The 26,265-nt window shown below is 74.1% G+C and carries 35 protein-coding genes; 18 read left to right on the top strand and 17 right to left on the bottom strand.

The window, feature by feature from the left end; genetic code table 11:
- Window positions 1-39 precede the first annotated feature (39 nt).
- Complete coding sequence (locus HGA03_RS04735) at window positions 40-210, top strand: DUF1059 domain-containing protein (RefSeq protein ID WP_168629087.1); 171 nt, start codon at window positions 40-42, stop codon at window positions 208-210.
- A 16-nt stretch (window positions 211-226) separates the two neighbouring features.
- Here HGA03_RS04735 and HGA03_RS04730 read toward each other — a convergent pair whose 3' ends face one another.
- The 6 genes from HGA03_RS04730 to HGA03_RS04705 are packed head-to-tail and all read right to left on the bottom strand — an operon-like array spanning window position 227 to window position 5,830.
- A complete protein-coding gene (locus HGA03_RS04730) occupies window positions 227-1,039 on the bottom strand; it encodes an RNA methyltransferase (protein WP_168629086.1) in 813 nt (270 codons plus the stop codon).
- A gap of 25 nt (window positions 1,040-1,064) precedes the next feature.
- Window positions 1,065-1,997 (bottom strand): LLM class flavin-dependent oxidoreductase, encoded by a 933-nt coding sequence (locus HGA03_RS04725; protein WP_168629085.1) that lies wholly within the window; start codon window positions 1,995-1,997, stop codon window positions 1,065-1,067.
- Window positions 1,994-2,746, bottom strand: a complete 753-nt coding sequence (locus HGA03_RS04720) for a DNA alkylation repair protein (RefSeq protein ID WP_168629084.1) — start codon at window positions 2,744-2,746, stop codon at window positions 1,994-1,996. Before HGA03_RS04720 ends, HGA03_RS04725 begins: the two co-directional genes overlap by 4 nt.
- Before the next feature lie 39 nt (window positions 2,747-2,785).
- Window positions 2,786-3,367 (bottom strand): nucleotidyltransferase family protein, encoded by a 582-nt coding sequence (locus HGA03_RS04715; RefSeq protein ID WP_168629083.1) that lies wholly within the window; start codon window positions 3,365-3,367, stop codon window positions 2,786-2,788.
- A gap of 22 nt (window positions 3,368-3,389) precedes the next feature.
- The gene (locus tag HGA03_RS04710) at window positions 3,390-4,943 is read right to left on the bottom strand and encodes a hypothetical protein (protein ID WP_168629082.1); all 1,554 of its coding nucleotides are present in this window, start codon (window positions 4,941-4,943) and stop codon (window positions 3,390-3,392) included.
- Window positions 4,940-5,830 (bottom strand): ABC transporter ATP-binding protein, encoded by an 891-nt coding sequence (locus HGA03_RS04705; RefSeq protein WP_168629081.1) that lies wholly within the window; start codon window positions 5,828-5,830, stop codon window positions 4,940-4,942. Before HGA03_RS04705 ends, HGA03_RS04710 begins: the two co-directional genes overlap by 4 nt.
- A 103-nt stretch (window positions 5,831-5,933) precedes the next feature.
- On the opposite strand from HGA03_RS04705, the gene HGA03_RS04700 reads away from it, so the two are divergent.
- From HGA03_RS04700 to HGA03_RS04685, 4 genes are read left to right on the top strand one after another with little or no spacing between them, the layout of a single operon-like run.
- Entirely contained in the window at window positions 5,934-6,545 is a 612-nt protein-coding gene (locus HGA03_RS04700; RefSeq protein WP_168629080.1) for a TetR family transcriptional regulator, read from the top strand.
- A gap of 38 nt (window positions 6,546-6,583) precedes the next feature.
- Window positions 6,584-7,165 carry a uracil-DNA glycosylase gene (locus HGA03_RS04695; protein ID WP_168629079.1) on the top strand — a complete coding sequence of 194 codons (582 nt, stop codon included), beginning with the start codon at window positions 6,584-6,586 and terminating at the stop codon, window positions 7,163-7,165.
- Window positions 7,166-7,205: 40 nt separating this feature from the next.
- On the top strand, window positions 7,206-8,429 hold the full coding sequence (locus HGA03_RS04690) for an MFS transporter (RefSeq protein WP_168629078.1): 1,224 nt from the start codon (window positions 7,206-7,208) through the stop codon (window positions 8,427-8,429).
- Window positions 8,430-8,433: 4 nt separating this feature from the next.
- The gene (locus tag HGA03_RS04685; protein WP_203767077.1) at window positions 8,434-8,772 is read left to right on the top strand and encodes an ArsR/SmtB family transcription factor; all 339 of its coding nucleotides are present in this window, start codon (window positions 8,434-8,436) and stop codon (window positions 8,770-8,772) included.
- A 4-nt stretch (window positions 8,773-8,776) separates the two neighbouring features.
- Here HGA03_RS04685 and HGA03_RS04680 read toward each other — a convergent pair whose 3' ends face one another.
- On the bottom strand, window positions 8,777-9,349 hold the full coding sequence (locus HGA03_RS04680; protein ID WP_168629077.1) for a TetR/AcrR family transcriptional regulator: 573 nt from the start codon (window positions 9,347-9,349) through the stop codon (window positions 8,777-8,779).
- Window positions 9,331-10,206, bottom strand: coding sequence for an NmrA family NAD(P)-binding protein (locus HGA03_RS04675; protein WP_168629076.1), 876 nt, complete (start codon window positions 10,204-10,206; stop codon window positions 9,331-9,333). The genes HGA03_RS04680 and HGA03_RS04675 overlap by 19 nt, the downstream gene beginning before the upstream one ends.
- A 148-nt stretch (window positions 10,207-10,354) precedes the next feature.
- Here HGA03_RS04675 and HGA03_RS04670 point away from each other — a divergent pair, with 148 nt between their 5' ends.
- The 4 genes from HGA03_RS04670 (at window position 10,355) to HGA03_RS18725 (ending at window position 13,660) form a co-directional block, all read left to right on the top strand.
- Entirely contained in the window at window positions 10,355-11,020 is a 666-nt protein-coding gene (locus HGA03_RS04670) for a hypothetical protein (RefSeq protein ID WP_168629075.1), read from the top strand.
- A gap of 26 nt (window positions 11,021-11,046) precedes the next feature.
- Window positions 11,047-11,940 carry an oxidoreductase gene (locus HGA03_RS04665; protein WP_168629074.1) on the top strand — a complete coding sequence of 298 codons (894 nt, stop codon included), beginning with the start codon at window positions 11,047-11,049 and terminating at the stop codon, window positions 11,938-11,940.
- Between the two features lie 398 nt (window positions 11,941-12,338).
- On the top strand, window positions 12,339-13,271 hold the full coding sequence (locus HGA03_RS18730; protein WP_239073445.1) for a hypothetical protein: 933 nt from the start codon (window positions 12,339-12,341) through the stop codon (window positions 13,269-13,271).
- On the top strand, window positions 13,268-13,660 hold the full coding sequence (locus HGA03_RS18725) for a GntR family transcriptional regulator (protein WP_239073446.1): 393 nt from the start codon (window positions 13,268-13,270) through the stop codon (window positions 13,658-13,660). Before HGA03_RS18730 ends, HGA03_RS18725 begins: the two co-directional genes overlap by 4 nt.
- 153 nt (window positions 13,661-13,813) lie before the next feature.
- Here the strand turns inward: HGA03_RS18725 and HGA03_RS04655 are convergent, their stop codons facing one another.
- From HGA03_RS04655 to HGA03_RS04640, 4 genes are all read right to left on the bottom strand, one after another.
- Entirely contained in the window at window positions 13,814-14,776 is a 963-nt protein-coding gene (locus HGA03_RS04655) for an NAD-dependent epimerase/dehydratase family protein (protein ID WP_168629073.1), read from the bottom strand.
- 60 nt (window positions 14,777-14,836) lie between these two features.
- Window positions 14,837-14,995: a hypothetical protein gene (locus HGA03_RS04650; RefSeq protein ID WP_168629072.1), complete on the bottom strand. Its 159-nt coding sequence runs from the start codon at window positions 14,993-14,995 to the stop codon at window positions 14,837-14,839.
- Window positions 14,996-15,165: 170 nt separating this feature from the next.
- A complete protein-coding gene (locus HGA03_RS04645; protein WP_168629071.1) occupies window positions 15,166-15,885 on the bottom strand; it encodes an ABC transporter ATP-binding protein in 720 nt (239 codons plus the stop codon).
- Window positions 15,886-15,900: 15 nt separating this feature from the next.
- Window positions 15,901-16,971, bottom strand: a complete 1,071-nt coding sequence (locus HGA03_RS04640; RefSeq protein ID WP_168629070.1) for an ABC transporter permease — start codon at window positions 16,969-16,971, stop codon at window positions 15,901-15,903.
- Between the two features lie 151 nt (window positions 16,972-17,122).
- On the opposite strand from HGA03_RS04640, the gene HGA03_RS04635 reads away from it, so the two are divergent.
- Both HGA03_RS04635 and HGA03_RS04630 read left to right on the top strand, forming a co-directional pair.
- Window positions 17,123-18,316 (top strand): sensor histidine kinase, encoded by a 1,194-nt coding sequence (locus HGA03_RS04635; protein WP_168629069.1) that lies wholly within the window; start codon window positions 17,123-17,125, stop codon window positions 18,314-18,316.
- Window positions 18,313-18,933: a response regulator gene (locus HGA03_RS04630; RefSeq protein ID WP_168629068.1), complete on the top strand. Its 621-nt coding sequence runs from the start codon at window positions 18,313-18,315 to the stop codon at window positions 18,931-18,933. The genes HGA03_RS04635 and HGA03_RS04630 overlap by 4 nt, the downstream gene beginning before the upstream one ends.
- A 6-nt stretch (window positions 18,934-18,939) precedes the next feature.
- Here HGA03_RS04630 and HGA03_RS04625 read toward each other — a convergent pair whose 3' ends face one another.
- Window positions 18,940-19,818, bottom strand: a complete 879-nt coding sequence (locus HGA03_RS04625; RefSeq protein WP_168629067.1) for an SDR family oxidoreductase — start codon at window positions 19,816-19,818, stop codon at window positions 18,940-18,942.
- A 74-nt stretch (window positions 19,819-19,892) separates the two neighbouring features.
- On the opposite strand from HGA03_RS04625, the gene HGA03_RS04620 reads away from it, so the two are divergent.
- Together HGA03_RS04620 and HGA03_RS04615 are read left to right on the top strand one after the other, a co-directional pair.
- On the top strand, window positions 19,893-20,456 hold the full coding sequence (locus HGA03_RS04620; protein ID WP_168629066.1) for a dihydrofolate reductase family protein: 564 nt from the start codon (window positions 19,893-19,895) through the stop codon (window positions 20,454-20,456).
- A gap of 25 nt (window positions 20,457-20,481) precedes the next feature.
- Window positions 20,482-20,811: a YciI family protein gene (locus HGA03_RS04615; RefSeq protein WP_168629065.1), complete on the top strand. Its 330-nt coding sequence runs from the start codon at window positions 20,482-20,484 to the stop codon at window positions 20,809-20,811.
- Between the two features lie 4 nt (window positions 20,812-20,815).
- Here HGA03_RS04615 and HGA03_RS04610 read toward each other — a convergent pair whose 3' ends face one another.
- The 3 genes from HGA03_RS04610 to HGA03_RS04600 form a co-directional block, all read right to left on the bottom strand.
- Complete coding sequence (locus tag HGA03_RS04610) at window positions 20,816-21,130, bottom strand: STAS domain-containing protein (RefSeq protein ID WP_168629064.1); 315 nt, start codon at window positions 21,128-21,130, stop codon at window positions 20,816-20,818.
- A gap of 226 nt (window positions 21,131-21,356) precedes the next feature.
- Window positions 21,357-21,590: a CDGSH iron-sulfur domain-containing protein gene (locus HGA03_RS04605; RefSeq protein ID WP_168629063.1), complete on the bottom strand. Its 234-nt coding sequence runs from the start codon at window positions 21,588-21,590 to the stop codon at window positions 21,357-21,359.
- On the bottom strand, window positions 21,587-22,603 hold the full coding sequence (locus HGA03_RS04600; RefSeq protein ID WP_168629062.1) for an iron-containing redox enzyme family protein: 1,017 nt from the start codon (window positions 22,601-22,603) through the stop codon (window positions 21,587-21,589). The genes HGA03_RS04605 and HGA03_RS04600 overlap by 4 nt, the downstream gene beginning before the upstream one ends.
- Window positions 22,604-22,805: 202 nt before the next feature.
- Between HGA03_RS04600 and HGA03_RS04595 the strand changes: the two genes are divergently transcribed.
- The 4 genes from HGA03_RS04595 (at window position 22,806) to HGA03_RS04580 (ending at window position 24,697) form a co-directional block, all read left to right on the top strand.
- The gene (locus tag HGA03_RS04595; protein ID WP_168629061.1) at window positions 22,806-23,441 is read left to right on the top strand and encodes a PAS and ANTAR domain-containing protein; all 636 of its coding nucleotides are present in this window, start codon (window positions 22,806-22,808) and stop codon (window positions 23,439-23,441) included.
- Window positions 23,442-23,443: 2 nt separating this feature from the next.
- Complete coding sequence (locus tag HGA03_RS04590; RefSeq protein ID WP_168629060.1) at window positions 23,444-23,782, top strand: STAS domain-containing protein; 339 nt, start codon at window positions 23,444-23,446, stop codon at window positions 23,780-23,782.
- Window positions 23,779-24,378 (top strand): sugar O-acetyltransferase, encoded by a 600-nt coding sequence (locus HGA03_RS19270; RefSeq protein ID WP_275407566.1) that lies wholly within the window; start codon window positions 23,779-23,781, stop codon window positions 24,376-24,378. Before HGA03_RS04590 ends, HGA03_RS19270 begins: the two co-directional genes overlap by 4 nt.
- 70 nt (window positions 24,379-24,448) lie before the next feature.
- Entirely contained in the window at window positions 24,449-24,697 is a 249-nt protein-coding gene (locus tag HGA03_RS04580; RefSeq protein WP_168629059.1) for a hypothetical protein, read from the top strand.
- A gap of 78 nt (window positions 24,698-24,775) precedes the next feature.
- On the opposite strand, the gene HGA03_RS04575 is transcribed toward HGA03_RS04580, so the two are convergent.
- Entirely contained in the window at window positions 24,776-25,471 is a 696-nt protein-coding gene (locus HGA03_RS04575; RefSeq protein WP_168629058.1) for an NUDIX domain-containing protein, read from the bottom strand.
- Between the two features lie 44 nt (window positions 25,472-25,515).
- Here HGA03_RS04575 and HGA03_RS04570 point away from each other — a divergent pair, with 44 nt between their 5' ends.
- A complete protein-coding gene (locus tag HGA03_RS04570; protein ID WP_168629057.1) occupies window positions 25,516-26,265 on the top strand; it encodes a DeoR/GlpR family DNA-binding transcription regulator in 750 nt (249 codons plus the stop codon).

Here is a 26,265-nt window from a genome sequence, read left to right as displayed (position 1 = left end):
TCCCCGATCCCGGGGGCACCCACCGAGATGAGGCATCCGATGAAGGCATTCCGCTGCGGCGACATCGTCCCGGGCTGCGCCCGCACGTTCACCGGCACCGAGGAGCAGATCCTGGACCAGGTGGCCCGGCACGCGGGGGAGGACCACGGCCTGACCGAGGTGCCGCCCGCGCTGGTCGAGCAGGTCCGGGCCGCGATGGTCCCGGCCTGACCGCTCGCCGGCGGCGTCACCCCGCCCGGTGGCGCTGCCGCGCGGCCTCGTAGAGCACCACGCTCGCGGCGTTCGCGGCGTTCAGTGAGCTGGCCGAGCCGGTCATCGGGATCCGCACCATCCGGTCCACCGCCTCCCGCCAGCCCGCGCTCAACCCGGTGGTCTCGTTGCCGATCACCAGCAGCGTGGGCCCGGTCAGGTCCGCCTCGAACACCTCCGCGTCGCCGTGCTCGTCGGTGCCGACCAGCTGCACCGGCACCCCACCGGCCCGCAGCGCAGCGACCCGGTCCAGCACCTCCCGCGGCGAGGGCACCCGCACGGTGGGCACCGCGAACAACGACCCGGTGCTGGCCCGGACCGCCGCCGGGTCGTAGGGGTCGGCGCCGTGCCCGGTCACGATCACGCCACCGGCCCCGAAGGCGTCGGCGGAGCGGATGATCGAGCCCAGGTTGCCCGGGCTGGCCGGCCGGTCGAAGACCACCCCGAGGAAGCCGGGCCCGGCCTCGATCCGGCCCAGGTCGTCGTCGGGGATGCCCAACACCGCCAGCAGTTCGGGGGCCTGGGAGTCCTTCTCGCCCAGTTCGGCCATCAGCTCGCCGCTCAGGTGGTACCGCTCGCCGGGGGCGTCGGCCAGCACCTGGCGGGCCCAGGCGGACAGCGGCCGGTCGGCGTCGGACAACAGGGCCCGCACCGGCCAGCCGCGCTCCAGCGCCACGGTGATCGGCCGCACGCCCTGCACCAGGAACTCGCCGAGCCGCTGGCGCTTGTTCCGGTTGGTCAGCAGCGCCAGCCACTGCTGGAAGCGGGCGTTGCGGGTGGTGACCTTCATACCGGCAGCCTAGGGTCGCGCCGGCTCAGAGCACCGCAGCCAGCTCGCCGAGCGCGGCCAACGGGTCCGGGCCGACCGGGATGAACACGCTGGCGGTCACCCCCGCGTCACCCAGCGCGGCGATCCGGTCGCGCACCTGGTCGGCGGTGCCGGCCAGCGCGAGCCGGCGCACCCACTCGTCCGGCAGGTCGCGGGCGAAGGCCGCACGATCCACCGACCGGGCGCGCAGCTCGGCCAGCTCGGCGGCGAAGGGCAGCGGGGCCAGGTGCGGTGCCCAGTCCGGCTCGCCGATCCACTCCAGCCCCGGCCGGGCCACCGCCAGCGCGTCGGACTCCTGATCCCGCACCACGCCCACGTTGTAGGCGACCAGGGTGTGCGACCGCTCCGGGGCGATCGAGGACAGCGCCGACCGGGCGTACTCCGGGGTGGCCGGTTCGGCCAGGATCGTGCCGTCGGCGTGCTGCCCGGCCGCGGCCAGCGACCTCGGCCCGCGCACGCCGAACAGCAGCGGCGGCACCCGGTCCGGCACCGCCGACGGGTCCAGCCGCAGGCCCTGCGCCGTCCCGCCGGCCAGCAGGGCCCGCAGCGTGTCGGCGTACTCGGTCAGGAAACCCAGCGGGCGGTCGGGCCAGCAGCCGGCCCGCCGCAGCCAGCCCGGCATCCCGTGCCCGATCCCGACGTCCACCCGGCCGGGGAACAGCTGCTCCAGGGTCGCGGTCTCCATCGCGGCATAGGCCACATTGCGCACCGCGGCGGGCAGGATCCCGATGCCGACCCGGATCCGCTCGGTGCTCGCCAACGCGGCGGCGGCCTGGGCGAAGCCGCCCCGGAAGCCGAGATCCTCCACCAGCCACAGGTCGTCGAAGCCGAGCCGCTCCGCCTCCCGGGCGAACGGGGTGAACCGGTGGGCGGGCAGGTCACGGGGGAGCATCACGCCGATGCGGGGCCGGGTGGTCATGGTGCGGTTGTAGCAGAACGCCCGGTCGCCCGGCCCATCGCGGCATCCCGGCGCTCGCGGTCGTAGTGCTCCAGCGCGTACCGGAACGCCACCCGCGGCATCACGTCCCGGCGGGCGAGCAGGTAGTCGTAGACCTGATCGGGGTGGGGCCGGCTCGCCGCCTTCAGCAGCCAGCCGTAGCCCTTGCGGACCAGGTCGTCCTGGTCGGTGAGCAGCGTCTCGGCCACCTGGAACACGGTGTCCAGGAACTCGCCCTTCCGGGCCGGCCGGATGAAGGAGACTGCCGCACCTCGCCTCAGCCACCGGTTCGACGAGGATGCCCAGGAGACCACCGTCGGCGCGACCTGCGGGTACCGGAGCAGCAACCGGCCGATCGAGTCGGTGCACAACGCGTCGCAGGACGCCCAGTTGCTCACCCCGGTGCCCAGCCACCGCCCGAAGACCTCGACCTCCGACGGCCGGAACCGCTTGGCCTGCGCCGCCGCCCAGTAGCAGGCGACGAAGGACTCCTCCAGCCAGCCCGAGGCCCACATGTCGTCGCACAGCCGCCACAGCCGGTCCAGGTCGACCGGGCCGAGGTCGGCCAGCGCCCGGGTGGCGATGCTGCGCACGGTGGCGACCCGGATGCCGTAGGGCCGGATCTCCTCCTTGAACACCCGGCCACTGGTCGCGCGCAGGTCCTCGTCCGCGGCGTCGGTCAGGGTGGCACGCAGCCGGCTCAGGACCTCGTCGTCCGTGGGGGTGGTCATCGATCGACGGTAGCGCGGGCCATGGCCGGCACCCCGGGACTATTCGGGCACCACCCGCACCCCGGGCCAGCGCCGGTGCGGCTCCTTGCGGGCCAGCCGGCGCCGGTACTCCGCCACGGTGACCCGGCGCGGGTTGCGCCGGCACACCCCGTCCAGCAGATCGGCGACGCCGCCCGCGACCGCGGTGAACCGCATACAGCCGTCCGTCTCCCAGCGCACGGCGACCGCGGTGGCGGTCTCCGGCCAGGTCCGCACCCCGTCCGCCGCGGAGCGCAACGGGGCCACCTCGATGCCGAACTGTGCCGGGTACCAGAGGTGCACCGCGGCCTGGTTGGTCGCCTCCCACGGGACAGCCGGGTCGATCCGGCGCAACGCCGCATCCGCCCGGCGATCGCGCTCCGGGCTCAGGTCGTCCGGGTCGAAGAACGCCAGGTCGACGTCCCGCACCCGCTCCGGGTCGAAGCCGCCGGCAGCGGTGTCCCACACCAGGTCGCGCAGCACACCACCGCCGATCCACCACTGCGGCAGGTCGGCCTCCCGGGCCGCGGCGAGCACCCGCAGCATCCACGGCGAGGCGCGCAGCAGGGTCTCCAGCCGGTCCTCGGGCGGCGATCGGTGCATCACCCGACGGTAGCGGGCACCGTCAGACCCGCAGATCCCGCCGCGCGAATCCCGGTCGCGCCAGCAGCGGCAGCAGCACCGCCGCCGCCACCAGCACACCCAGCCCGGCCGCGCCGTCGCCGAGACCGCCGGGCGCGGGCACGTGGGTGTGCGGCGACACGTTCAGCGCCCACTGCGGCAGCTGCAGCACGAAGCCGAGCATCCCGAGCACCAGCACCACCGCGACCGGCCCCCAGCCGAGCGCGCTCACACCCGGCCGCGCCAGGGCCAACAACAGCGCCAGCCCGGCGATCACCCCGACCGCGGGCAGGTGCAGGCCCACCGTGGCCAGCGCCTCGGTGCTCGGGACGTCCACGCCGGCAAGCCGGAGACCGCCGGTCAGCCCGAGCGCACCGGCGCCGAGCACCAGCGCCGACCCACCGAGCACGACGCCGGTGGCGCAGGAGGCCCAGCGCCCGCGACCGAGCCCGGCCGCCAGCGCGGTGTCCAGCCGCCCGGTGCGCTCCTCGGAAGCGACCACGGTGGCCAGTGCGGCACCGGCGGCACCGGCGAGGGCGGCCAGCACCAGTGCGGCGACCCGGATCATCTCGTCCTGGGCGTCGGTGCCGGTACCCAGCACCGCGGTCGCCACTATGTCCTCGGTGACCGCGCCGAAGCCCAGGCCGAGGGCGAACACCACCACCATCCAGCCGGCCACCGCGCTCGCGGTCAGCCGCGCGAGCAGCCGCATCGGCCCGGACAGCCGTGGCCCCCGCCGTTCCCGGCCGGCCCGTGCCACCAACAGCCCGGCGCCCAGGTCCCGGTGCTGCAGCAGCACCACCGCGGCCAGCACCGCCAGCACCGCGAGACCGGCCGAGGGAATCAGCGGCCACCAGCGGTTCCCGGCGAACGGGTGCATCGCCTGCGACCAGCCGAACGGCGAGGCCCAGACCAGCCCGCTGCCCTGCACGTCGCCGAAGCCGCGCACCAGGTACGCGGCGACCAGGCAGGCCGCGGTGACCAGGGTGGCGGTGCGCGGCCGCGCGGTGAGCTGGCAGACCACCGACGCCAGCGCGGCGAAGGTGATCCCGGCCGCCGCCAGCCCGGCGCCGTAGGCGAGCGCCCCGGCCCAGCCCAGCCCGCCGAGCCCGAGGGTCAGCGCCGCCACGGCGCCGTAGCCGAGGGCCGACAGCAGCGCGGTCAGCCCGGCCGCGGCATCCGGGGCCAGCCGCCCGACCCGCGCTGCCCGGACCAGCTCGGTGTTCCCCGCGGCCTCCTGTGCGCGGGAGTGCCGCACGGTGGCCAGGGCGCACAGCAGGGCGACCAGCACCAGCAGGTACCCGCCGACCTCGAACACCACCTCGCCGCCCACCGTGTCCAGCCCGTGGCCCGGCCCGTTGAACAGCCGCTGCACCGTGGACTGCTCGGCCACCGCGGCATACCGGGCACGGTCGGCGGTGGTGGGGTACATGTCCTGCATCGACCAGCTCATCGCCGCCAGCAGCCCGGCGACCACGGCGCACCAGACCGGCAGGACGAACCGGTCCCTGCGCAGCGCCAGCCGGGTCAGCCGGAGCGTGCCGGCCAGGGTGGTCATGCCCGGTCCCCGGCGTAGTGCGCGAGGAACAGCTCCTCCAGGCTGGGTGGCCGGCACTCCAGGTGGCTGACCCCGGCGGCCGCCAGCACCCGCAACGCCTCGTCCAGGTCGGCGGCGGGCACCTCCAGCCGCAGCGTCCCGGCACCGGCGTCGGCGGCGTCCCACCGATCCAGCAGCGCCCCGGGCAGCGGTGTGCGCGGCCGGACCAGGACGACGGTGGCCGCCAGGTCGCGCATCCGGTCCAGCCGGCCCGAGCGCACCGCCCGGCCCTCCCGGACGATCGTCAGGTGGTCGCAGAGCGCCTCGACCTCGCTCAGGATGTGGCTGGACAACAGCACCGTGGTCCCGCGCGCCGCCGCCTCCCGCACGCACTGCTGGAACACCTCCTCCATCAGCGGGTCCAGGCCGGCGGTGGGCTCGTCCAGCACCAGCAGGTCCACCCGGGAGCAGAGCGCGGCGACCAGGGCGACCTTGCGCCGGTTGCCGGTGGAGTACGCCGAGCAGCGCCGGGTCGGGTCCAGGGCGAAGCGCTCGGTCAGCTCCGCACGCAGCCGGGGGTCGTGATGGCCGCGCAGGGCCACGACGGTGTCGATCGCCTCGGTGCCGGTCAGGTTCGGCCACAGCGCCACGTCCCCGGGCACGTAGCCGAGTCGCCGGTGCAGGCGGACCGCGTCCCGCCAGGGGTCGCCGCCGAGCAGCCGCAGCCGCCCTCCGTCCGGCCGGAGCATCCCGAGCAGCGCCCGGATGGTGGTCGACTTGCCGGCCCCGTTCGGTCCCAGGAAGCCGTGCACCTGTCCGGGTTCCACCCGCAGGTCGAGGCGATCCAGCGCCCGGGTCGGCCCGAAGGTCTTGGTCAGCTCCCGGACGTCGATCACGGCCGTGCTCATCGTGTGCACCTCATTCTGACGGTCACTGTCAACATGATCGACGCTAGCGATGCAAGCACTGGGGCCGCCAGCAAGGGAAGGCTGTCCGGATACGATCGTTCGGATGAGCGGATCCGGAGTCCCGCAGGCCCCCAACCTGGGCCTGCGCGCGCGCAACCGGCAGCGAGCCATGCACGAGATCCAGCGGGTGGCGCTCGACCTGTTCGACGCCCGCGGCTTCGACGCCGTCACCGTCGAGGAGGTCGCCGCGATGGCCGAGGTCTCCGCCAGCACCGTCTACCGGTACTTCGGCACCAAGGACCGCCTGGTCCTGCACGACGACATCGACCGGCAACTGGTCACCGGCCTGCTGGCCGCCCTGGACGAGGGCGCCACGCTCGGGGAGGCCGCCCGGCTGGTGCTCGGCACCCTGCGCGAGATGCCCGCCGGTGAGTTCCGGTCCTTCGCCCGCCGGATCCGCTACATGCTGGAGCAGCCCACCGTCGCGGCGGCCCTGTCCCAGGAGGCGCGGGCCACCGCCGCCGAACTGACGGCCGAGATCGCGAAGCGGCGGGGGAGAGCGGCCGACGACCTGGAGGTCCGGCTGTCCGCGCAGCTGCTGATCGAGGTGCTGCTGATCTCCGCGGAGGCCTGGCACCGGTCCGGCTTCCGCGCCGACTACGGCGAGCTGCTGGACCGCACACTGACGGCGGCCGAACGCGGACTGATGCACTGACCTGCCCCGGTGTAGGCGCCCGCCGCTAGCGTGGATCCATGAGCGCGCTGCCCGCACCGACCTGGGCGCCGGCGGTGCCACCCGATCCACGGACCGTCCGGCTGGTCCTGGTCTCCGAGTGCGCCGCCCCCGTCACCGACGACGACTACGGCGGTTCGCCGGACTCGGCCTACGACGCCAGCACCGTCCTGGCGTTCCGCGCCGCCGGGCTGCCGATCGAGTCCACCGCCGACCTGGCCGGCCACGGGGTGCACCTGACCACGGTGCTGCGGTACCCCAAGCAGGAGGCCCGGGTACCCGCCGCGGAGATCCGCGCCGCGACCGCCGAGCTGGCGACCGAGCTGGCCGGCTTCCCGTCCGCCGTCGCGTGGCTGCTGATGGGAGATGTGGCGATCGCCGCCGCCAACCAGATCGCCCGGGACCGCACCGGCCGGCGGCTGATCCCCGCCGGGTCGACCTATCGGATCCGGGGCGGGGACTACCGGCTGGACAGCATCCGGTTGTTCCCGTCCTACCTGCAGGCCGGCCCGGCCTGGTTCATCGAGCGGTCCAAGCGGCAGATGATCGCCGAGGACATCGCCGCCGCACTCGACCTGGCCGGGATCGCCCGGTCGGACTGAGACTGTTTGCACCCTCGCGCAATCATGCAATCATGGGCGAGTGCCGACCGCCCTCGCCGTCCCCGCCTATCGCCGCCTGTTCACCGCCCAGGCGATCTCCCTGGTGGGCACCGGCCTGACCACCGTCGCCCTCGGCCTGCTCGCCTACGACCTGGCGGGCGGCCGCGCCGGCCTGGTACTGGGCACGGTGTTCGCGATCAAGATGCTGGCCTACGTGGCCGTCGCACCGGTGGCAGCCGCCCTGGTCCATGCCACCCCACCGCGGACGGTGCTGGTCACCGCCGACCTGGTGCGGGTCGCGGTGGTGCTCGGACTGCCCTGGGTGACCTCGGTGTCGCAGGTGTACCCGCTGGTGCTGGTGCTCCAGGCGGCCTCGGCCGTGCACACCCCGGCCTACCAGGCGGCCCTGCCCCAGGTGCTGACCGACCAGCGGCGCTACACCGAGGCACTCTCGCTGTCCCGGCTGAGCGAGGACCTGGAGATGATCCTGTCGCCCCTGCTCGGCGCGGCATTGCTGCTGGTGCTGCCGAGCTCGGACCTGTTCATCGGCACGGCGGCCGGGTTCGCGATCTCGGCGCTGCTGGTCTCTCGGTTGCGACTGACCCGGCCTGCCCCCGCCCAGGACGGCGCGACGACCTTCGCCGCCCGGGCCGGTCGCGGCATCGCGCTGATGTCCCGGACTCCAGAGCTCCGGGCCGTGCTGGCGTTGAACCTGGTGGTGGCAGCCGGGGGTGCCTACGTGCTGGTGCAGTACGTGGTGCTGGCGCGGGAGACCTTCGGGCGTGGCGAGGGGACGGCCGCACTGCTGATGGCCGCCCTCGGTGCGGGCTCGATCGTGGTCGCCGTGCTCCTGCCGCGGGTCCTGGACGCCCTGCCGGAACGGGTGGTGATGCTCGGCGGCGGGGGAGTGCTGGTGCTGGCCACCGCGCTGCTCGCCGCGGCCGTCCGGCTGCCGGGGACCGGGGGACTGGTGCTGGTGGGTGGCCTGTTCGCCGTGATCGGTGCGGGCTGGGCCGCCGCCGAGACGCCGGTCGGCCGTCTGATCACCCGCACCACGGGGGAGGCGGACCGGCCCGCGGTCTTCGCCGCCCAGTTCTCCCTGTCGCATGCCTGCTGGCTGATCACCTACCCGCTGGCCGGCTGGTTGGGCGCACTGGGGCTGGGCAGTTCGGCGCTGATCCTGGCCGTGCTGGGCGCGATCGCCCTGGCCGCGACCGCCGTCGCGTGGCCGGCCACAGAACCGGCCGCGAACGTGGCACGCTGAGCGGGTGAGCACCGAGACCACCCGGGCGATCGACGCCGACGCCGACCTCGACACCGCGGTCGACGTGCTGCGCCTGCTCGCCGACCACACCCGGCTGGCGATCCTCACCCTGCTGCACGACGGCGAACTGTCCGTCTCCGCCATCGCGGAGCACCTGGGCCGGCCGGTGCCCGGGGTGTCCCAGCACCTGGCCCGGCTGCGCACCGGGCACCTGGTCAGCACCCGCCGGGATGGCACCACGGTGTACTACAGCCTGGCCAACGAGCACGTCGACGCCCTGGTCAGCCACGTCCGCCACCAGGCCGAGCACCTGCGCTACGACAGCCCGCCGCACCACCGCTGAGCGTTCAGTCCGAACCGCCCGCACCCGCCTCGCGCAACGCCGAGTCGACGACCAGCCGGACGAAGGCGTCGTCCGGAGCACGCCCGGTGGTGCTCCAGCGGTAGAACACCGGCCCGGCGAGCAGGTCGACCAGCGCGGGCAGATCGGCGCCCGGGTCCAGCTCGCCGCGCCGCACCCCCCGTTCCAGCACCTCCAGCACCGACCGGTGCCGGGCCTCCGCCTCCGCGCGGTGCAGTGCGGCGAAGCCCTCGTCCCGCTGCGCCGCGTCGATCAGCGCCGTCATCAGCCGCGCCGCCGTACCCTCGGCCAGCGCGCGCCCGAGGCCGTCGACCAGCGCCAGCAGGTCACCGCGCAGGCTCCCGGTGTCCGGGACCGGTGGGGGCGCGAGCGTGGCGGCGAACGCATCGCGCACCAGCGCCGGCGGGTCGGGCCAGTGCCGGTACACCGTCGTGCGCGCCACCCCGCAGCGTAGGGCGACCGCCTCGATCGTCACCCCGGCCACACCGCGTTCCGCGATCAGTTCCAGGGTCGCGGCGAGCACCCGGGCCCGGGACCGGGCTACGCGGGGGTCGACCATGTCGCACGGTTGTCGTGCACGTACGCCGCGAGCGTCCGTGCGGGGCGGCCGAGCAGGCGCTCGATGGTCGGGTCGACGGTCTCCGCCTGTCCGCGGCGCAACCCGGTGTGCAACACGGTCTGCACGATCGCCTGCATCCACGGCCGGCCCTGACCGTGCACGTGCCGGGCGTACCGCAGCGCAGAGGTGGGCTGGTAGCGCACCGGCCGGCCGAGCTCGGCGGACAGCAACGCGGCGACCTGGTCGAAGTCCAGTGCCTCCGGCCCGGTCAGCACGTACCCCGCACCCCGGTGCCGCTCCGGCTCGGCCAGCACCCGCGCCGCGACGTCCCCGATGTCCCGGGCGTCGATGAAGGCCGCACGCCCACGGCCGGAGGGCAGCAGGATCCGGCCGTCCCGCACGATGTCCTCCCGGTAGGCGTCGGCCAGGTTCTGCGCGAAGAACCCGGGCCGCAGGATCGTCCACGGCACCCCCGCCGACCGCAGATGCGTCTCCACCCGGTGATGGGGCACCACCCGGTTGGTGTCCGCCCCGGTCACCGAGGAGAACACCACGTGCCCCACCCCCGCCGCGGCGGCCGCGTCGACCAGAGCGTTCAACGTCGGGCCGACCGAGGCGATCGCCGGCGGCCGGATCAGGAACAACCCGGAGGCCCCGGCGACCGCGGGGCCGAAGCTGGCCGAGTCCAGTAGGTCGAGCCGCACCGGTTCCGCCTCCGGGTGCAGCGCGGCCAGTCGCTCCGGATCGGTCCCCGCGGCACGCACGGCAACCCCCTCGGCGAGCAGGCCACGCACGACGGCGGCGCCGACATTGCCGCCTGCGCCGACGACGAGGACGGGGGAGGGTGGGGGAGTCATGGCAGATACGATATACAGGTGTAGCGTTTCCTCACCGCCCTGATGTGGCCCCGGGACGGTCGGTGGCGGTGGAGATCCTGCGGCGATCGTGCCGATCCTCGGTGGAAGGCCGGACGCACCGTGGCCCGAGCGACCTAGCGTCCGTGGCGTGGACGCTCCGACCGACCCGGTGCGCGCCGGGCGATATCACCGGCGGGCGTTCGTGCTGCGCTGCTGTGCGGGCGCGCTGTTCCTGGCGACCGTGCCGGTCACCGGGTGGGCACTGACCGCGAAGCTGCCCACGGTCGTCGGTGACCTGGTGGTGCAGCCGACCTACGCCGGGGCGATCCTCGCCGCACTGGGCAGCGCCGCCGCGGTCGCCGGGTTGCTCGCGGAGGCCGAGGCCCAGGAGCTCGGTGCCCGACCCGGAACCCGGCGCTGGTACGTCCGGTGGCCGGTCAACGCGGCCAAGGCGGTCGTCCTGGTCGTCGCCTGGTGCGCGGCCCTGGTCACCTTCGTCGTCGGCGCGATCACCGCGGACCTCCGGGTGCTCGACCCGGCGAGTGCGGGCGGGTGCCGGGTCGCCGTCCTGGAGACCCTGGCGGGCGGCACGATCACCGTCCTGCCGCCGGGGGAGAGGACACCCGAGGTGGTCGGCTGGTACTCCGCCGATGGCGGATACCAGCCGATTGCGAACGGCACCTACACGCTCACCTGGGACGGTGAGACCGCCGATCTCGCGCTGCACGGCGCCGAGCAGGCGCCGGTCTGGCAGGACGGCGGGGAAGCAATCGACTGCACCGTGCCGCCCCGCGCGAACTCCGATCCAGCCTGAGCCCGCGGTCACTACAGTGGCTGCACATGACGTCGCCAGCACCCCGGGTCGCCCTGATCGGCCCCGGCGCGATCGGGACCACGGTCGCCGCGGCGCTCCACGCGGCCGGACGGACCCCGTTCATCGCCGGCCGGACCGCACATGCCGATCTCCGGCTGGAGTCACAGCGCGGCACCGTGGTCGTACCCGGGCCGGTCAGCACCGACCCCGCGGATGCCCGGGAGCCGGCCGACCTGGTCTTCCTCGCGGTGAAGGCGACCCAGACCGCCGCGGCCGCCGACTGGCTGACCGCGTTGTGCGGGCCGGCCACCGTCGTGTGTGTCCTACAGAACGGGATCGAACAGCGCGAGACCGTCGCGTCGCTGACGCCCGGTGCCACGATCCTTCCCGCCGTCGTCTGGTTCCCGGCCGTACGCGAGGACGATGGTGCGGTCAGGCTGCTCGCCGACCCGCGACTCACCGTGCCCGAGGCCCCGGGCTCCCAGGCGGTGGAGCATGCGTTGCGGGGGAGCGACATCGACGTCGAGGTCTCCCCGGACTTCGTCACGTTGGCCTGGCGCAAGCTCCTGCAGAACGCCGCGGCAGGACTGATGGCCGTCGCCGGGCGCCGCGCGGGCGTCTTCGGCCGCGACGACCTCGGGCACCTGACCCTCGACTACCTCGGCGAGTGCCTCGCGGTCGCCCGAGCCGACGGCGCCCACCTGGACGACGACGAGCCGCGCCGGATGCTCGACAAGTTCCGCGGGTTCCCGCCGGACATGGGCACCTCGATCCTGGCCGACCGCGAGCACGGCCGACCGCTCGAGTGGGACATCCGCAACGGCGTCATCGCGCGGCGGGGCCGGGCCCTGGGCATCCCGACCCCGATCAGCGACGTGCTCGTCCCGCTGCTCGCCGCGATCAGTGACGGGCCCGGCTGACGAACCGGATGTGGACCCGCGCGGCAGGTGTCAGGTGTCGAGCATTGCTCCGAGGTGGGTGAGACCGTCGAGCAGCAGAGCACTTCGGCGCAGCGTCCGCTCTGCGGTCTCACCGAACTCAGGAACGCCACCCGGAAGCTCAAGCAGCGCCGCGGACGGCCCCGGGACTGGCGGACTGGAGGGATACGACCGTCGGTGTCGAACCAGATCCCGTAGATCCCGCGGTGCTGCACACCCCAGACGGTGTCACGCGCCAGGCTGGTAGACCAACGCCGCCGTCGCCACAGCCGCACGTCGCGCGAACGAGCGGTCTCATCGGGCGCATGGCGGGGGCAGCTTGACGCGAGACCTGGGGGAGGTCATTGTTCATTGAACATGTTCAATGAACAGGAGGCATCATGGACATCTCCAGCGGGTGGTGCGTTCGGACCGTCGGCAACGGCGGGACCTGCATGCCATGGTCGGAGATCGCGATCATGCTGGTGCTCGTCGTTGCCGTCCTCGCGGTTGCTCTCGTACCGCTCCTCGTGAGCAGTCGACGCACCTCGGCCGCGTCGGCTGCCGCCGCTCGTGCGAACCGGCACGCGACTCTCGGGGCGGTCACCGGCGCCACCTTGCTCGTGGCGGTGCTCTCCGGATTCGCATTCACCGCGCTGATCGCTCCGGCCATGGCCGACGGGCGCGTCGTGGCTGTCCTGCCGGCCGTGGCGGGCCTGTGTCTGGTGCTGGCGCAAGTGCTCACGCAGGTGACGTGGCCGCGCCCGGCGGGGATGCTGCGGGAGGCGGACCTGACCCGCCGGAGCCGCGCGGACGTGGTCCCCGTTGGTGCGCACCGGCTCCTGGTCGCCTGGAGTACCTCCCTGGTGATCGCGCTCGCGATGTTCACCGCACTGGCCGCCGGACCGCGCACGGTCGCGGGCGGGACCGGCGCGGAGCGCGTGACGTGGGGTCCATACCCGGGCCTGTACTACTCGGCCCCGGTCGCGGTGGCCGCGGTGCTCATGGTCGCTGCAACCGAGTTCGCGCTGCGCCTCGTCGTCCTGCGCCCGGCTGTTCCCGGCGTCTCGAGGGAGTGGGACCTGCACCTGCGCCGCAGGTCCGCTCGGCACCTGGTCGGCGGCGCACAACTCGCGCTCGCCGTGATGCTGACGGGCATGCTCGTCCTCGCCGGCGTCGGGCACCGCTGGATCGGTCAGGTGACGCTCGGATCGATTCTGCTCACGGTCGCGGCTGTCGTGCCGGTCATAGCGCTGACTGCACAGCTCCGGGTCCCGCACCGCCGAACCAGGCACCCGTTCGTCCGATCGGGGACCGAGGGGGCCGCGCGGTGAGGATCACCGTCGATCTGGCAAGCGGGACGCCGCAATACGAACAACTGCGGCAGCAGATCGCAGGTCTCGTCATGTCTGGTGAACTTGCCGAAGGAGACCGGCTCCCGACCGTCCGGGCTCTCGCGACGGACCTCGGCATCGCGGCCGGCACGGTCGCCCGCGCGTACCGTGACCTCGAGGCCGGCGGAGTCGTGACCACGCGGCGCCGAGTCGGCACCGTGGTCACCTCGGCGACACGCGCACACGGTCGCACCAGGGACGCCGCCCGGGAACTCGTGGGCCTGGCGGCCCGCGAGGGCGTGACCGCGCAGGAGCTCATCGACCTGGTGCGGTCCGAGCTGCTGAAGGTGGCGACGGACGGCGACGCCGATCTGGCATTCCGCACATGACCTCAGCCAAGCCGCTGCCACCGCCTGTCGGGGACAGGCCGATCGACGCGTAGGGTGCGGCGCGACGGCAAGAGGGCAGTCCGCAATCCAGCTCACGGGCGAGCGCAGCCGCGGGTCTGACATAACGTGCATTATCGGCGCACAGTGCGAACCTCAGCCCAGCAGCCCCAGCACCTCGGCTTCCTCGTCCGCACCCAGTCCCGACCGCCGCGCCCGTTCGACCCCGCGCGCCACCTCATCGGCATGAACCCGCGCGATCGTCTCGCGCAGCGGCCGGACGCGACCGCCGGCGGCGAGGTACCGCGCGTTGCTGCGCTGGACCAGTCCACCGTCCTCGGTCGGCAGCCACAGCGGCAATGAGCGCGGCCCGGCCCAGAACCGGACTCCGGCGGCGATCAGCTGGTCGTCGTTCGCCGGAACGAGTTCGCCGGTGAGGCCGGTGACGGTCTGCGCCTCGGCCAGGAACTCCGCGAAGCCGTGGGATGAACCGACCGCGTCGATGATGCCGGTGCGGCCGGTGGTGCCCGCGGCGACGATCCAGTCGGCCAGGTCACCGACGTCGATCACCTGGACGTGGCGGTCGGCGGTGGCCGGGGTCAGGACCCGGCCGCCGCGGTGCAGTCGGGCCGGCCAGTAGCCGAAGCGGTCGGTGGGGTCGCCCGGTCCGACGATCAGGCCCGGGCGGACGGTCAGCAGCCGGTCGCCGAGGCGGGCTGCGGTGGCACGTTCCGCGGCGACCTTGGCCTGGGCGTAGTCGAACGGGTCCAGTGGCTCGACCACCTCGGCGGACTCGTCGGCGCCCGGGCGGTCGGTGTCGCGGTACACCGACACCGACGACACCAGGGTCCAGTGCCGCGCCCGGTCGGCGAGGGCGGCGAGTGCCGATCCGACCAGCACCGGGTCGTAGGCGAGTTCGACGACCGCGTCCCAGTCGCCGTCGAGGTCGTCGTAGGCGCCGGCCCGGGTGCGGTCGGCGCGGACCAGGCGCGCCCCGTCCGGAACCGGGCCGGACTCCCCCCGTGCCAGGCAGACCACCTCGGCACCACCTCCGGCCGCGGCCCGGGCGATCTCCCGGCCGAGCCACGCCGTTCCCCCGAGGATCAGGACACGTCGCATCCGGTCAGTCAACACTGCCCGGACCGGGCGGGACCAGGACCGGGGTCACCCGGTCCCCCGTCATCGCCGCCGCAGCTCCAGCACCAGTGCGGCCAGGAACAGTCCGAGGGCGCCCGCCCACAGTGCCGCCGCCATCCCGGCCAGCGACTCGGCGGTGGCGAGCAGGATCAGCCCCACCCCCGCCAGGACCAGCAGCGGCGGCAGCAGGCGACGCCTCACCCGGCCGCCCCGGGCCCGGCACTCGTCAGGTCTGCGCTGGTCGCGGTCATCGGCCCAGCCTGCCCCAGCGACCCCGGCCACGGCCAGCACTCCCCCGGCGGAGCGTGCCGAGCACCGAAGCAGCGCGCCGTGGCCAGGGCCGTACCGTCGATGCCGGTCCCCTGCGTGGACTACCTGACCAGCGGGACACCGACCCCGGACGCCGCCGGTTCCGGGCTGGGCACGAGCCGACCGTCGGCGATCCGGACCGTCGCGTCCACCGAGCCCAGGGTCGCCGGGTCGTGCGACACGATCACCGCGGCGGCCCCGCGCTCGCGGGCCAGCGATGTGAGCAGCTCGACGACCTGGGTGCCGCGCTCGTGGTCGAGGGCGGAGGTCGGCTCGTCGATCAGCAGCACGTCCGGCTCCCCCATCAGTGCCCGGGCGATCGCGACCCGCTGCCGCTGGCCACCGGAGAGCTGGGCCGGGCGCTTGTGGGCCTGCCCGGTCAGCCCGACGGCGTCCAGCAGGTTCTCGGCGCGGGCGCGGGCGGTGCGCGGACGGGCCCCGGTCAGGTGGGCGCGCAGAGTGAGCTGTTCGACCGCGGTCAGGGCCGGCAGCAGCTGCGGCAGCTGGAACACCAGGCCGATCCGGTCCAGGCGCAGCCGGGTGGCCGCCTTCCGGGGGGTGTCCGGGGTGAGCACCACCTCGTCCCCGATCCTGACGGCGCCGGAGGTGGGTGGCGTCAGTCCGGCGGCGACTGCCAGGACGCTGGACTTCCCGGCACCCGAGGGGCCGAGCAGCGCGGTGGTGGTGCCGGCGGGCACGGTGAGCGTGAGGTCGTCGACGGCGGTGAGGGTGCTGTCCCCGTCCGGGTAGACGAGGTTGATCCGATCCAGGTGCAGGTCCATGGTTCTCCTCCGGGTTCAGCGGGCGGCGAGGGCGGCGTGCGGGTCGGTGCGGGCGATCCGGGCGACGGCGACCGCCGCGCCCAGCAGACCGACCACGATCAGGACCCCGGCCGGCAGCAGCGTGGTGGACGGGCTGACCACCACCGGCAGCGCCCCGGACAGCACGGTCCCGAGCAGCGCGGCCAGGCCGGCACCGAGGGCGACGGCACCGATCAGCAGCAGCGCCGCCTGGCCGACGGCGTCCCGCAGCAGGTAGCGGTCGCTGGCACCGAGCGCCTTGAGCACCGCGATGTCGCCCTGCCGCCCGATGGTCCACACGGTGAAGAACGCCCCCACGACCAGGGCGGAGATCGCCATCAGGAAGACCTGGATCGTGGTGAGGGACAGGTTCTCGGCCTGGTAGGAGGCGACCGCGCTCCGGGCGTCCTGGGTGGTCACGGTGCTGGTGCCGAACTCGGCGTCGGCGGCGGCCAGGTCCACGCTGCCGTCGGTGCGCAGCGCGACCACGGTGGCGACCGCGTCCCCACCGGCGCCGACCCGTTGCCAGTCGGGCAGGGACAGCCAGACCGCCGGCGTGTGCGCGAGCTGGTCGTCCCGGTCGGCGATCCGGCCGACGGTGAGGGTCACGCCGTTCAGAGTGAGGCTGTCGCCGGTGCCGACCGCCAGGTCCTCCGCCGCGGGCCGGGTGAGCACGACGTCGCCCGCCCCGGGGGCGCCACCGGGCACCAGCGACGACCCGGGCTCGGCACCCAGTGCGGTGACCGCCATCGTGGTCGCGTCGGAGCCGGCCCGGGTGGTGACCACGCCGAGCGGTTCGGCCGCGGTCACGCCGGGCACCGTGGCCCAGCCGGTCCACTGCTCCTCGGTCACCCGGGACGAGGTGAAGTCGACCGCGTCCTCCGGCGACGGCATCCCGAAGGCGAGCCGGTCGGCGGGCAGGCCGGTCACCGCCGAGGTCGAGGCATGCGCCAGGCCGGCGGTCAGGGACGACAGGAAGGTGACCAGCAGGGCGACCATGGCGATCACGATGCTGATCAGGGCGAAGCGACCGCGGGCGTACCGCAGATCGCGCAGGGCGACGAACACGCTTTCCTCCTCCGGGTGGGACCTGTCCAGCCTCACGCGGGATGCGGGCGCGCGGATCGTGCCGTCGGGCGGAACCGGAACGCCGCTCGGTGGAGGGCGACCTCCACCTTTCGGCCGATGCGTGCTCGCCGGGGCCCGCTAGCGTGGCGGGATGCCTGCCCGCGCGTCCCGGTTCCTGCTGCACGGCCTGGACCTGATGCTCCTGGCCCTGGTGGCGGTCGCGGTGGTGCAGGCACCGCCGGGCCGCCGGGCCTGGGCCACCGTGACGGCCGTGGTGCTGGTGGTGGCCTACGGGCTGTGCCGCCGGGGTCTGCGGATCGAGCGCCGGGACCTGGCCGAACGGCGGGGCGCCTGGTGGCCGGACACCGCGGCGGTGCTGGCGCCGGTCGCGGTCTGGCTGGTGCTGCTGGCGCTCTCCCCCGGCGCGCTCTGGATCGCCTTCGCCCTGGTGCTGTTCCAGTTGCACGCGCTCGGACCCCGCCGGGCCGTCCCGCTGGTGGTGCTGACCACCGCCGCCGCGGTGCTGGCGGGACTGGCCGGCCGTGCCCCCGGCGACCCGGTGATCGGCTACCTGCTCGGGCCGGTGCTCGGTGCCGTGGTCGCCACCGGGTTCGTGGCCGGGCTGGAGGCGCTGGTCCGCGAGTCACAGGCCCGGCAGCGCGCACTGGAGGACCTGGAGACCGCGCGGGCGCACCTGGCCACCGCGGAGCGGGAGCGGGCGGTCGCCGCCGAGCGGGAACGGCTGGCCCGGGAGATCCACGACACCCTGGCGCAGGGCCTGTCCGCGATCGAACTGCTGCTGCGGGCGGCGGGCGACAGCATCGGCCGCGACGACGACCGGGCGGCCGATCTGGTCGGGCAGGCGCGCACGGCGGCCCGGGACAACCTGGCCGAGGCCCGCCGGTTCGTGTACGCCCTCTCCCCCGCCGACCTGGACCGATCCAGCCTGCCGGACGCCCTGGTCCGGGTCGCGGATCGGGTGCAGCAGGCCGGCACCACCGTCCGGGTGCGGACCGAGGGCCGGCAGCGCCCCTTGGCGACCAGTGTGGAGACCGCGCTGCTGCGGGTGGCACAGTCCGCGCTGGCGAACGTGACCCAGCACGCCCGGGCCGAGCACGCCGACATCGTCCTGACCTTCGGCCCCGACCGGGTGCGGCTGGAGATCGGCGACGACGGGGTGGGCTTCGACCCTGGCCCGGGTGGCTTCGGGCTGCGGGCGATGCGCTCGCGGGTCGCCGAGCTGGGTGGCAGCGTGGAGCTGGACACCGCCCCGGGCCGGGGCACCCGGGTCGTGGTGACCCTCCCGGCCCTGGAACGCGGTGCAGAGGAGACGCAGCGGACATGATCGAGGTCGTGCTCGCGGACGACCACCCGGTGGTCCGCGCCGGGCTGCGCGCGGTGATCGACGGGCAACCCGACATGCAGGTGGTGGCCGAGGTGGGCACCGCAGAGGAGCTGGTCCGCTGGACCGCCACCCACCGGGCCGACGTGGTGCTGTTGGACCTGCGGTTCGGGCCCGGGCGGCTCACCGGTGCCCAGGCCACCGCCCAGCTGGTCGAGTCCGGCGGCCCCGCGGTGCTGATCCTGACCACCTACGGCTCGGATGCGGACATCCTGGCGGCGGTGGAGGCCGGTGCCACCGGATACCTGCTCAAGGACGCGCCCACCGAGGAGCTCACTCGGGCGGTCCGTGCCGCCGCCGACGGCCAGGTCGCGCTCGGCCCGACCGTCCAGCGGCGGCTGCTCGGCCGGCTGCGGGCCCCCGGGATCAGCCTGACCAGCCGGGAGCTGGACGTGCTGCGGCTGGTCGCCGAGGGCCACTCCAACGAGCGGATCGCCCGTGAGCTGGTGATCTCCGCCGCCACGGTGAAGACCCACCTCGGGCACCTGTACGAGAAACTCGGCGTCCGGTCCCGCACCCGGGCGGTCGCGGTGGCCCGGGAGCGCGGGATCCTGAGCTGACCGCGCTCAGCGCAGCGTGAACCCGCCGTCCGAGTTCAGCACCTGCCCGACCACCCAGGAGCCCGCCGGGCTGACCAGCCAGCCGATCAGCCGGGCCGGGTCGGCGGGCTCCCCCCACCGGCCGAAGGGCATCTGCGCCCGGAGCTGATCCAGCTCGGCGAGCGGCCGGTCGGTGGACTCCGGATCCAGGTAGCCGGTGTTGACCGGCCCCGGGTTGACTGTGTTCAGCACGATGCCCAGGTCCAGCAGCTCGGCGGCGACGGTGGCGGTCACCCCGGCGAGGGCGGCCTTGGAGGCGGCGTAGGCGACCTCGCCCGGCATCGGGCCGAGCTGCTGGCCCGACGTCATCCAGATCACCTTGGGCGCGGTCGCCGGGTCCGCGGGCGTCTCCCGCCGCGGCCGCTCACCGGGCCGGGTCTGCGCGCCCGCGGTGCGGAACTGGGTGGCGAACAGCCGGGTGAGCAACAGGGTGGACCGGGTATTGGCCTGCCAGAACGCGTCCAGTGCCTCCGGGGTCATGTCCAGGATCGAACCGTCGTCGCCGCTCTTGGCGTGGTTGCAGACCAGGATGTCCACCCGCCCGGTCAGTTCGCAGGCGGCGGCGAAGGTGGCCTCGACCTGCGCCGGGTCACGCAGATCGGCGCCGGCGACCCGGGCGGACCGGGCATCCCCACGCAGCGCCGCGCGCACCCCGGCAGCGACCGCGTCCAGGTCGTCGCCGCCCCACGGCTGGGCCAGGTCGTTCGGCGCGAAGTCGTGCGTCACCAGGTGCGCACCGAGCCGGGCCAGTTCCCCGGCGATCGCGAAGCCGATCCCCTTGCGCCGGGAGACGCCGGTGACGAGTGCGGTGCGGCCGGCCAGCGGCAGGGTCTCGGGAGAGGTCATGGCGTGACGCTATCGGCGGGCGCAACCGGATTCGCCGGCGCGCCGATCCCCCCGCGCTGCCCTACCGTGACCGGATGGGGCGGCTGATCTACTCGATGTTCACCTCGCTGGACGGCTACGTGGCCGACCCGGCGGGCGACCTCGACTGGGGCGGGGCCGAGCTGCCGGAGTTGCACGACTTCGTGTCCGAGCAGTCCCGGTCGGTCGGCACGTACCTGTACGGCCGCCGGATCTACCAGGCGATGACGTTCTGGGAGACCGCCCTGGAACTGCCGGATGCCCCGGAGTTCGCCCGGACCTACGCCCGGGTGTGGCAGGCCGCCGACAAGGTGGTGTTCAGCCGGACCCTGGACGCGCCCAGCACCGCCCGGACCCGGCTGGAACGGGAGTTCGACCCGGTGCGGGTGCGCACGCTGGTGGACGGCCTGGACCACGACGTGACGATCGACGGCCCGACCCTGGCGGCACAGGCGCTGCGGGCCGGGATCGTGGACGAGGTGCAGCTCTACCTGGCGCCGGTGGCACTGGGCGACGGGCTGCGGTTCTGGCCGGCGGATCTGCGGATCGACCTGCAGTTCGCGGAGCAGCGGATCTTCGACAACGGCACGATGTGGCTGCGGTACACCGTGCGGCGGTGACCGGGCCGGGCGACCAGGAGGAGCGATGACGTACTACCTGATGACGTTCCCCAGTGCGGCGATGCAGGTGCCGGTGGCCGAGCTGCCCGCGGTGTCGGCCGACGCGCACGCCGTGATCCATGCCGCCCAGGCGGCCGGGGTCTACGTGTTCTCCGGCGGGATCGACGAGTCGGTGCCGCCGGTGCTGGTCGGCGCGGACGGTCCGGTGCACGGTCCGGTCACGACGCTGGACGGCGGCTTCGCGGTGTTCGATCTGCCGACCCGGGCCGAGGCCGAGCAGTGGGCCGCCCGCCTCGCCGCCGCCTGCCGGTGTCCGCAGGAGCTGCGCGAGTTCATGCCCGACCCGGACCGCTGATCGCTCAGGGCGTGCGCAGCAGGTCGTCCACGCCCAGGATCGACAGCACCCGCTCCACCTGGGCCGGGACGCCGGTGAGCTGCCAGTCCAGTCCGGCGCGCTCGCAACTGCGGCGCAACTGGATCAGGAAGCTGACCCCGGACGAGTCCATGAAGGTCACGCCGCCCAGGTCGACCAGCACCGGCCGTCCGCGGGCCAGCAGGTCGTCGGCGGTGTGTGCCGCCCGGGCCGCGGCGATGGCGTCGATCTCCCCGGAGAGCCGGACCCGGGTGCGGGTCCCGTCGTCGATGTCGTCGGTCGATACGTCGAGGTACTGCATTTCCCACCCCATGGCGAGCACTCGTTCCCCACCCCATGGCCGGAGGTGGATCGTGCACGCCAGGATCGATCTGCGACCGGTGCGACGACGCCCCGCACTGCCCCTACTGTCGCACAAATCGGGGCGAGCGGGCCGGATCGGGTCGAATCGTCTCGACCGGCCCGGAGCAGGGCGGCGCCGCACCGCTGGTCAGAGCGGCCGGGTTCACCCGCAGCGGAACCGGCCGTCACCGCGGGGGAAGCGGCACCTCGTCGTCGGTGCGGAAACCGATCGCCTTGTGCGACCCGTCGCAGAACGGCTTGAGCGCCGACGCCCCGCACCGGCACAGCGCGACCGTGGCCCGGCGGCGCGGCACCGGCCGGCCGGCGCTGTCCCGCAGCTCCACGTCGCCGCGGACCAGGATCGGGCCGTTCTCGCACGGGGTGATCACCACCGGTGCGGTGTGCTCGGCGCCGGTCATGCTGCCACCGTCCGCAGCGAGCTCTGCCCGGCGGTCCAGCGGTCGATCAGCTCGGTGCCCATCCGCCCGTCCACGTGCAGGCAGGCGGCCGCGCCGAAGATCACCTCGTCCCGCAGCCCCGGCTGCTGGGCGACCAGTCCCCCGGCCAGGTCCCGGCCGGCGATCTGCTCGTGCACCGCGTCCGCCTCGACGTGCTCGTCGAAGTACCAGGTCACGTCCGCGTCGTACCCGTGCCGCCGGAAGCCGTCGCCGTAGAACCGGTTCGGCAGCGAGGAGGTCATCTCGAACGCGGCCAGGTGCCCGACCGCGCAGGCACGCAGCCGCCGGTGCAGGCCGAACATCGACATCATGTTGACCGAGGCCAGCGTGTAACCCGGCACCTCGTCCAGGTACGCGCCGTAGCTGTCGTCCAGGCCGAGCCCGCGCATGGTCCGGGCGAACAGCGCCGCGTGCATCCGCTCCGGCCGGCCGCCGCCGTACTCGTCGGCCTGGATCTCCACCAGCGCCGCCTTCGGCTCCCCGAGCAGCCGCGGGATGGCCCAGGTGTGCGGGTCGGCCTCCTTGAGCTGGAAGATCGACCGCTGCTTGAGCAGCTCGTGCAGGTGCTCGTCGGTGGCGTGCTTGGCCACCCAGCGGGACAGCGACGGCCCGGAGTCCCGGCCGGTCAGGTCGAACAGCGCCCGGGCGACGTCGTCCGCACCGGTGCCGGGGTCCAGGTCGTCCGGCACCACGACGGTGGCGCGCAGCTCCGCCTCGTAGGCGCGTTCCAGCACGGCGCGGGCGCGCAGCAGGTCGGTGTCCCACTCCCAGGCGTCGTCGACCCCGTCGAAGCCCTGGTAGTGCAGCTCGTAGAGCACCGTCAGGCTGAGCTGCACGTCCTCGTCCACCGCGACGTCCCCGGCCGCCGCCACCGCCGCCTCGGCACGGTCGGCCAGGGTGGGCTCGATCGATCCGGTGGTCAGTCCGGTGAGCAGGGCCTCGCTCAGGGGGCCGCGTGGGGCGGGAACGCGCATGGGGGTCTCCTCGGTGCACGACGATGTGTCCCGTGGCTTGAGACGCACCGGGACCGTAACCGGGGCACCGCCGGGCCGCATGTCCAGCCCGTCACCCGTTCGGGTGTCCGACTGGAACGATTCCGGTTACGGTCGGAATGTCAGTCGCCGGCGGTCCTGCCCAGCGGCCCGGTGCGACGGATGTCACGACAGGGACTGGGTGATGAGCAACCTCACAACCGCACATGAACACCACGCCACGACCGACGCACCCCGCAACGGCCGGTTCAGCCTGGACCTGGCGACCGAGACCTGGTGGTGGTCCGATCAGGTGTACGCCATCCACGGCTTCACCCCGCACGAGGTGGTGCCGACCACCGATCTGTTGCTGGCCCACCAGCACCCGGACGACCAGGACGACGTCCGCCGCCGGCTGACCGACGCGGTACGGGACGGCACTCCGTTCACCGCGGTGAACCGGATCCTGGACGCCCGCGGCGACGAGCGGATCGTCAACACCGTGGCCGACGTCGACGCGGAGCGCCGCACGATGACCGGCCACGTGGTCGACCTGACCCCGGTGGTCGCCCAGCACGCCCGGACGATCGCGGACCAGGCGATCGCCGCCTCCGCCCGCAACCGGGCCACCATCGAGCAGGCGGTCGGCGCGGTGGCGCTCAGCGAGGGCGTGACGGTGGAGCAGGCGTTCCAGCGACTGCGCACCGCGTCGAACCACGCCAACGTGCCGGTCCGCACCCTCGCGCGCGCGATCGTCGAGCAGCTGCCCTGTCTGGGCCGGGCACCCGGCCGGCTTGCCGGTTTCCTGCGCGACCTGACCGCCCCGAAGCAGCGCGCCTGACCATGCACCGGCACTTCCTGGTCCACACCGGCGACGACGTGACCCGGGTGGAGCTGATCGGGGACATCGACGTGACCCTGCGCCCGGACGCCGGTCACGCCCTGGGAACTGCGCTCACCGCGGGCCGCCCGGTGGTGCTGGACCTGCGCCGGGTCGACTTCCTGGACTCCTCCGGGATCGGCTACCTGCTCCAGTTCCGCCGGGCCTGCGACGAGGTGCAGCTGCCCTGCACCCTGGAGCACGTGCCACCGCAGGTGCATCTGGTGCTCGACACGCTGGGGTTGCGGGACTACCTGCTGGGCGGGACCACCGGGGACGCTCCGCTAGCGTCGCCGGGGTGACGACCCTCGACGCGCAGTTCGCCCGGATGGCCACCGGTGTCCCCTACGACGACCTCACCCCGGAGCTGATCGACGCCCGCCGCCGCGCCGTGCTCGCCACCTCCGCCTACAACGCCGCCCACGGGGCGGACCAGGAGGAACGCGAACACCTGCTGCGCGCGGTGCTCGGCACCGTCGGCGCGGGCGCGAACCTCGAACCGACCTTCCGGTGCGAGTTCGGCCGCAACATCCACCTGGGCGTACGGTTCTGGGCCAACTTCGACTGCGTGCTGCTGGACGGCGCGCCGATCACCATCGGGGACGACGTGCTGATCGGCCCCAAGGTCGGCTTCTACACCTCCAACCACGCCCTCGACCCCGGCGAGCGGATCGCCGGCGCCTGCACCGCCCGGCCGATCACGGTCGGCGACGGGGTGTGGATCGCCGGCGGGGTGAGCGTGCTGCCCGGCGTCACGATCGGCGCCGGTGCGGTGATCGGCGCCGGCAGCGTCGTCACCCGGGACGTCCCGCCGCTCACGGTGGCCGCCGGCAACCCGGCGCGGGTGCTCCGGCCGATCACCGCGGCGGACCGGAGCGGGTACCGGCCCGCGCACTGAGCAGCTCGCACCTCACCCGGTCGGCTCAGCGGGGCTCAAGACCGCCGGTTCCCCGGCCGATCACCCGGTCATGACAGGGATGGACCCGTGGCTGGCCAACCGCTATGCGGGCACCGGCACCCGCGAGCCCGCACCGCAGTCCGAGCACACACCGCCGCACGAGACGCGCATCGCCCGGCGGCGTGCCGATGCCCTCCTGCGTGAGGTGAGCGTGCGCGCCGGCCGCGGTCGGCTGATCCGGGTCCGTGCCGCCCTCGCCTGCGTGGTCGTGGTGCTCACCGCCACAGGGGTGGTCTGGACGGCGAGCTGGGCGCATTGACTGAGCTCCCGGCACCCATCGTGCGGCCGTCCATCGCCAGCGCCGACCACGACGTCTCCCGCGCGGTCGGCATCCCGATCACCGCGGCGGACCGGAGCGGGTACCGGCCCGCGCACTGAGCGCCAGCCACTGCAGCAGGATGATCGTCTTGCCGTCCGCGATCCGCCCGTCGGCGACCATCGCCAGCGCCTCGGTCAGTGGCAGCTCCAGCACCTCGATGTCCTCGCCCTCCTCGGCGAGCCCTCCCCCGCTACCGGTGCGGTCGGCGGGGCGATAGGTGGCCAGGTAGTAGTGCAGCCGCTCGGTGACGGAGCCGGGGCTCATGTAGACGTCGAACAGGTGCGTCACCGGACCCACCCGGACGCCGAGTTCCTCCGCCGCCTCGCGCCGGATTGCGGTCTCCGGGTCGTCCAGGTCCAGCAGGCCGGCCGCGGCCTCGATCAGCATCCCGTCCGGGTGCCCGTTGACGTACGCCGGGTAGCGGAACTGCCGGGTGAGCAGCACGGTGTCGCGCTCCGGGTCGTGCAGCAGGATCACCGCCCCGTTGCCCCGGTCGTAGGTCTCGCGCTGCTGGCTGGTCCACCGGCCGTCCCGGCGGCGGTAGTCCAGGGTGGTCCGGCGCAGGACATGCCAGCCGTCCGAGGTCACCTCGACCTGCCGGACCCGGACATCCGGGTTGCCGGTCAGGTCCCGGCCGGCGGCATCCAGACCGGTGCGTCCGCGCGAGTCCGGCCGGTCGGCTCCGATTCTGCCTGTTTCTGCATGGTTGTTCATGATTGCTACTGTAGACCGTCCGATCACGCGAGAACGGAGCGCCGATGCTGGCAGCCGAACGCCGGGAGTACCTGCTCGCCACCCTGCGCCGGGACGGCACGATCGTCGCCAAGGCGGTCGCCGCCGACCTCGGCATCTCCGAGGACAGCGTGCGCCGCGACCTGCGCGACCTGGCCGCCGAGGGCCTGCTGCAGCGGGTCTACGGTGGTGCACTCCCGGTCTCCCCGGCGGTCGCCGACTACGCCGGCCGGCAGCGGGTCGAGCCGGAGAGCAAGCAGCGGGTCGCCCGCGCCGCGGCGGCGCTGATCCGGCCGGGCAGCACCGTGATCGTGGACGGCGGCACCACCACCCTCGCACTGGCCCGGCTGCTGCCCGCCGACCTGCGGTGTACCGTCGTCACGCACAGCCCGACCGTCGCGGCAGCACTGGTCACCCATCCACTCGCGGAGGTGGTCCTGCTCGGCGGCACGCTGTTCAAGCACTCGGCGGTCACCTGCGGCGCGGCCACCGTCGAGGCCGCCCAGCGGATCGGCGCCGACCTGTTCCTGCTCGGCGTCACCGGCATCCACCCGCAGGCCGGTCTCACCACCGGCAACCCGGACGAGGCCGCGATGAAGCGTGTGCTCGCCTCCCGGGCCGCCGAGACCTGGGTGCTCGGCTCGGCGGAGAAGATCGGCGCCGCCTCCGCGCATCAGGTGCTGCCGCTGGACGCGGTGACCGGTGTGCTGACCGACGCGCCGGACTCCCCCGTCCTGGCCGAGTTGCGCGGCCGGACCACCGTGCTCGCCGCCTGA

The sequence above is a fragment of the Cellulomonas denverensis genome (genome assembly GCF_012396125.1).
Classification (GTDB): domain Bacteria; phylum Actinomycetota; class Actinomycetes; order Actinomycetales; family Cellulomonadaceae; genus Cellulomonas; species Cellulomonas denverensis.
The sequence above is the reverse complement of the archived record's forward strand: the minus strand, read 5'-3'. Positions and strand labels throughout refer to the sequence as shown.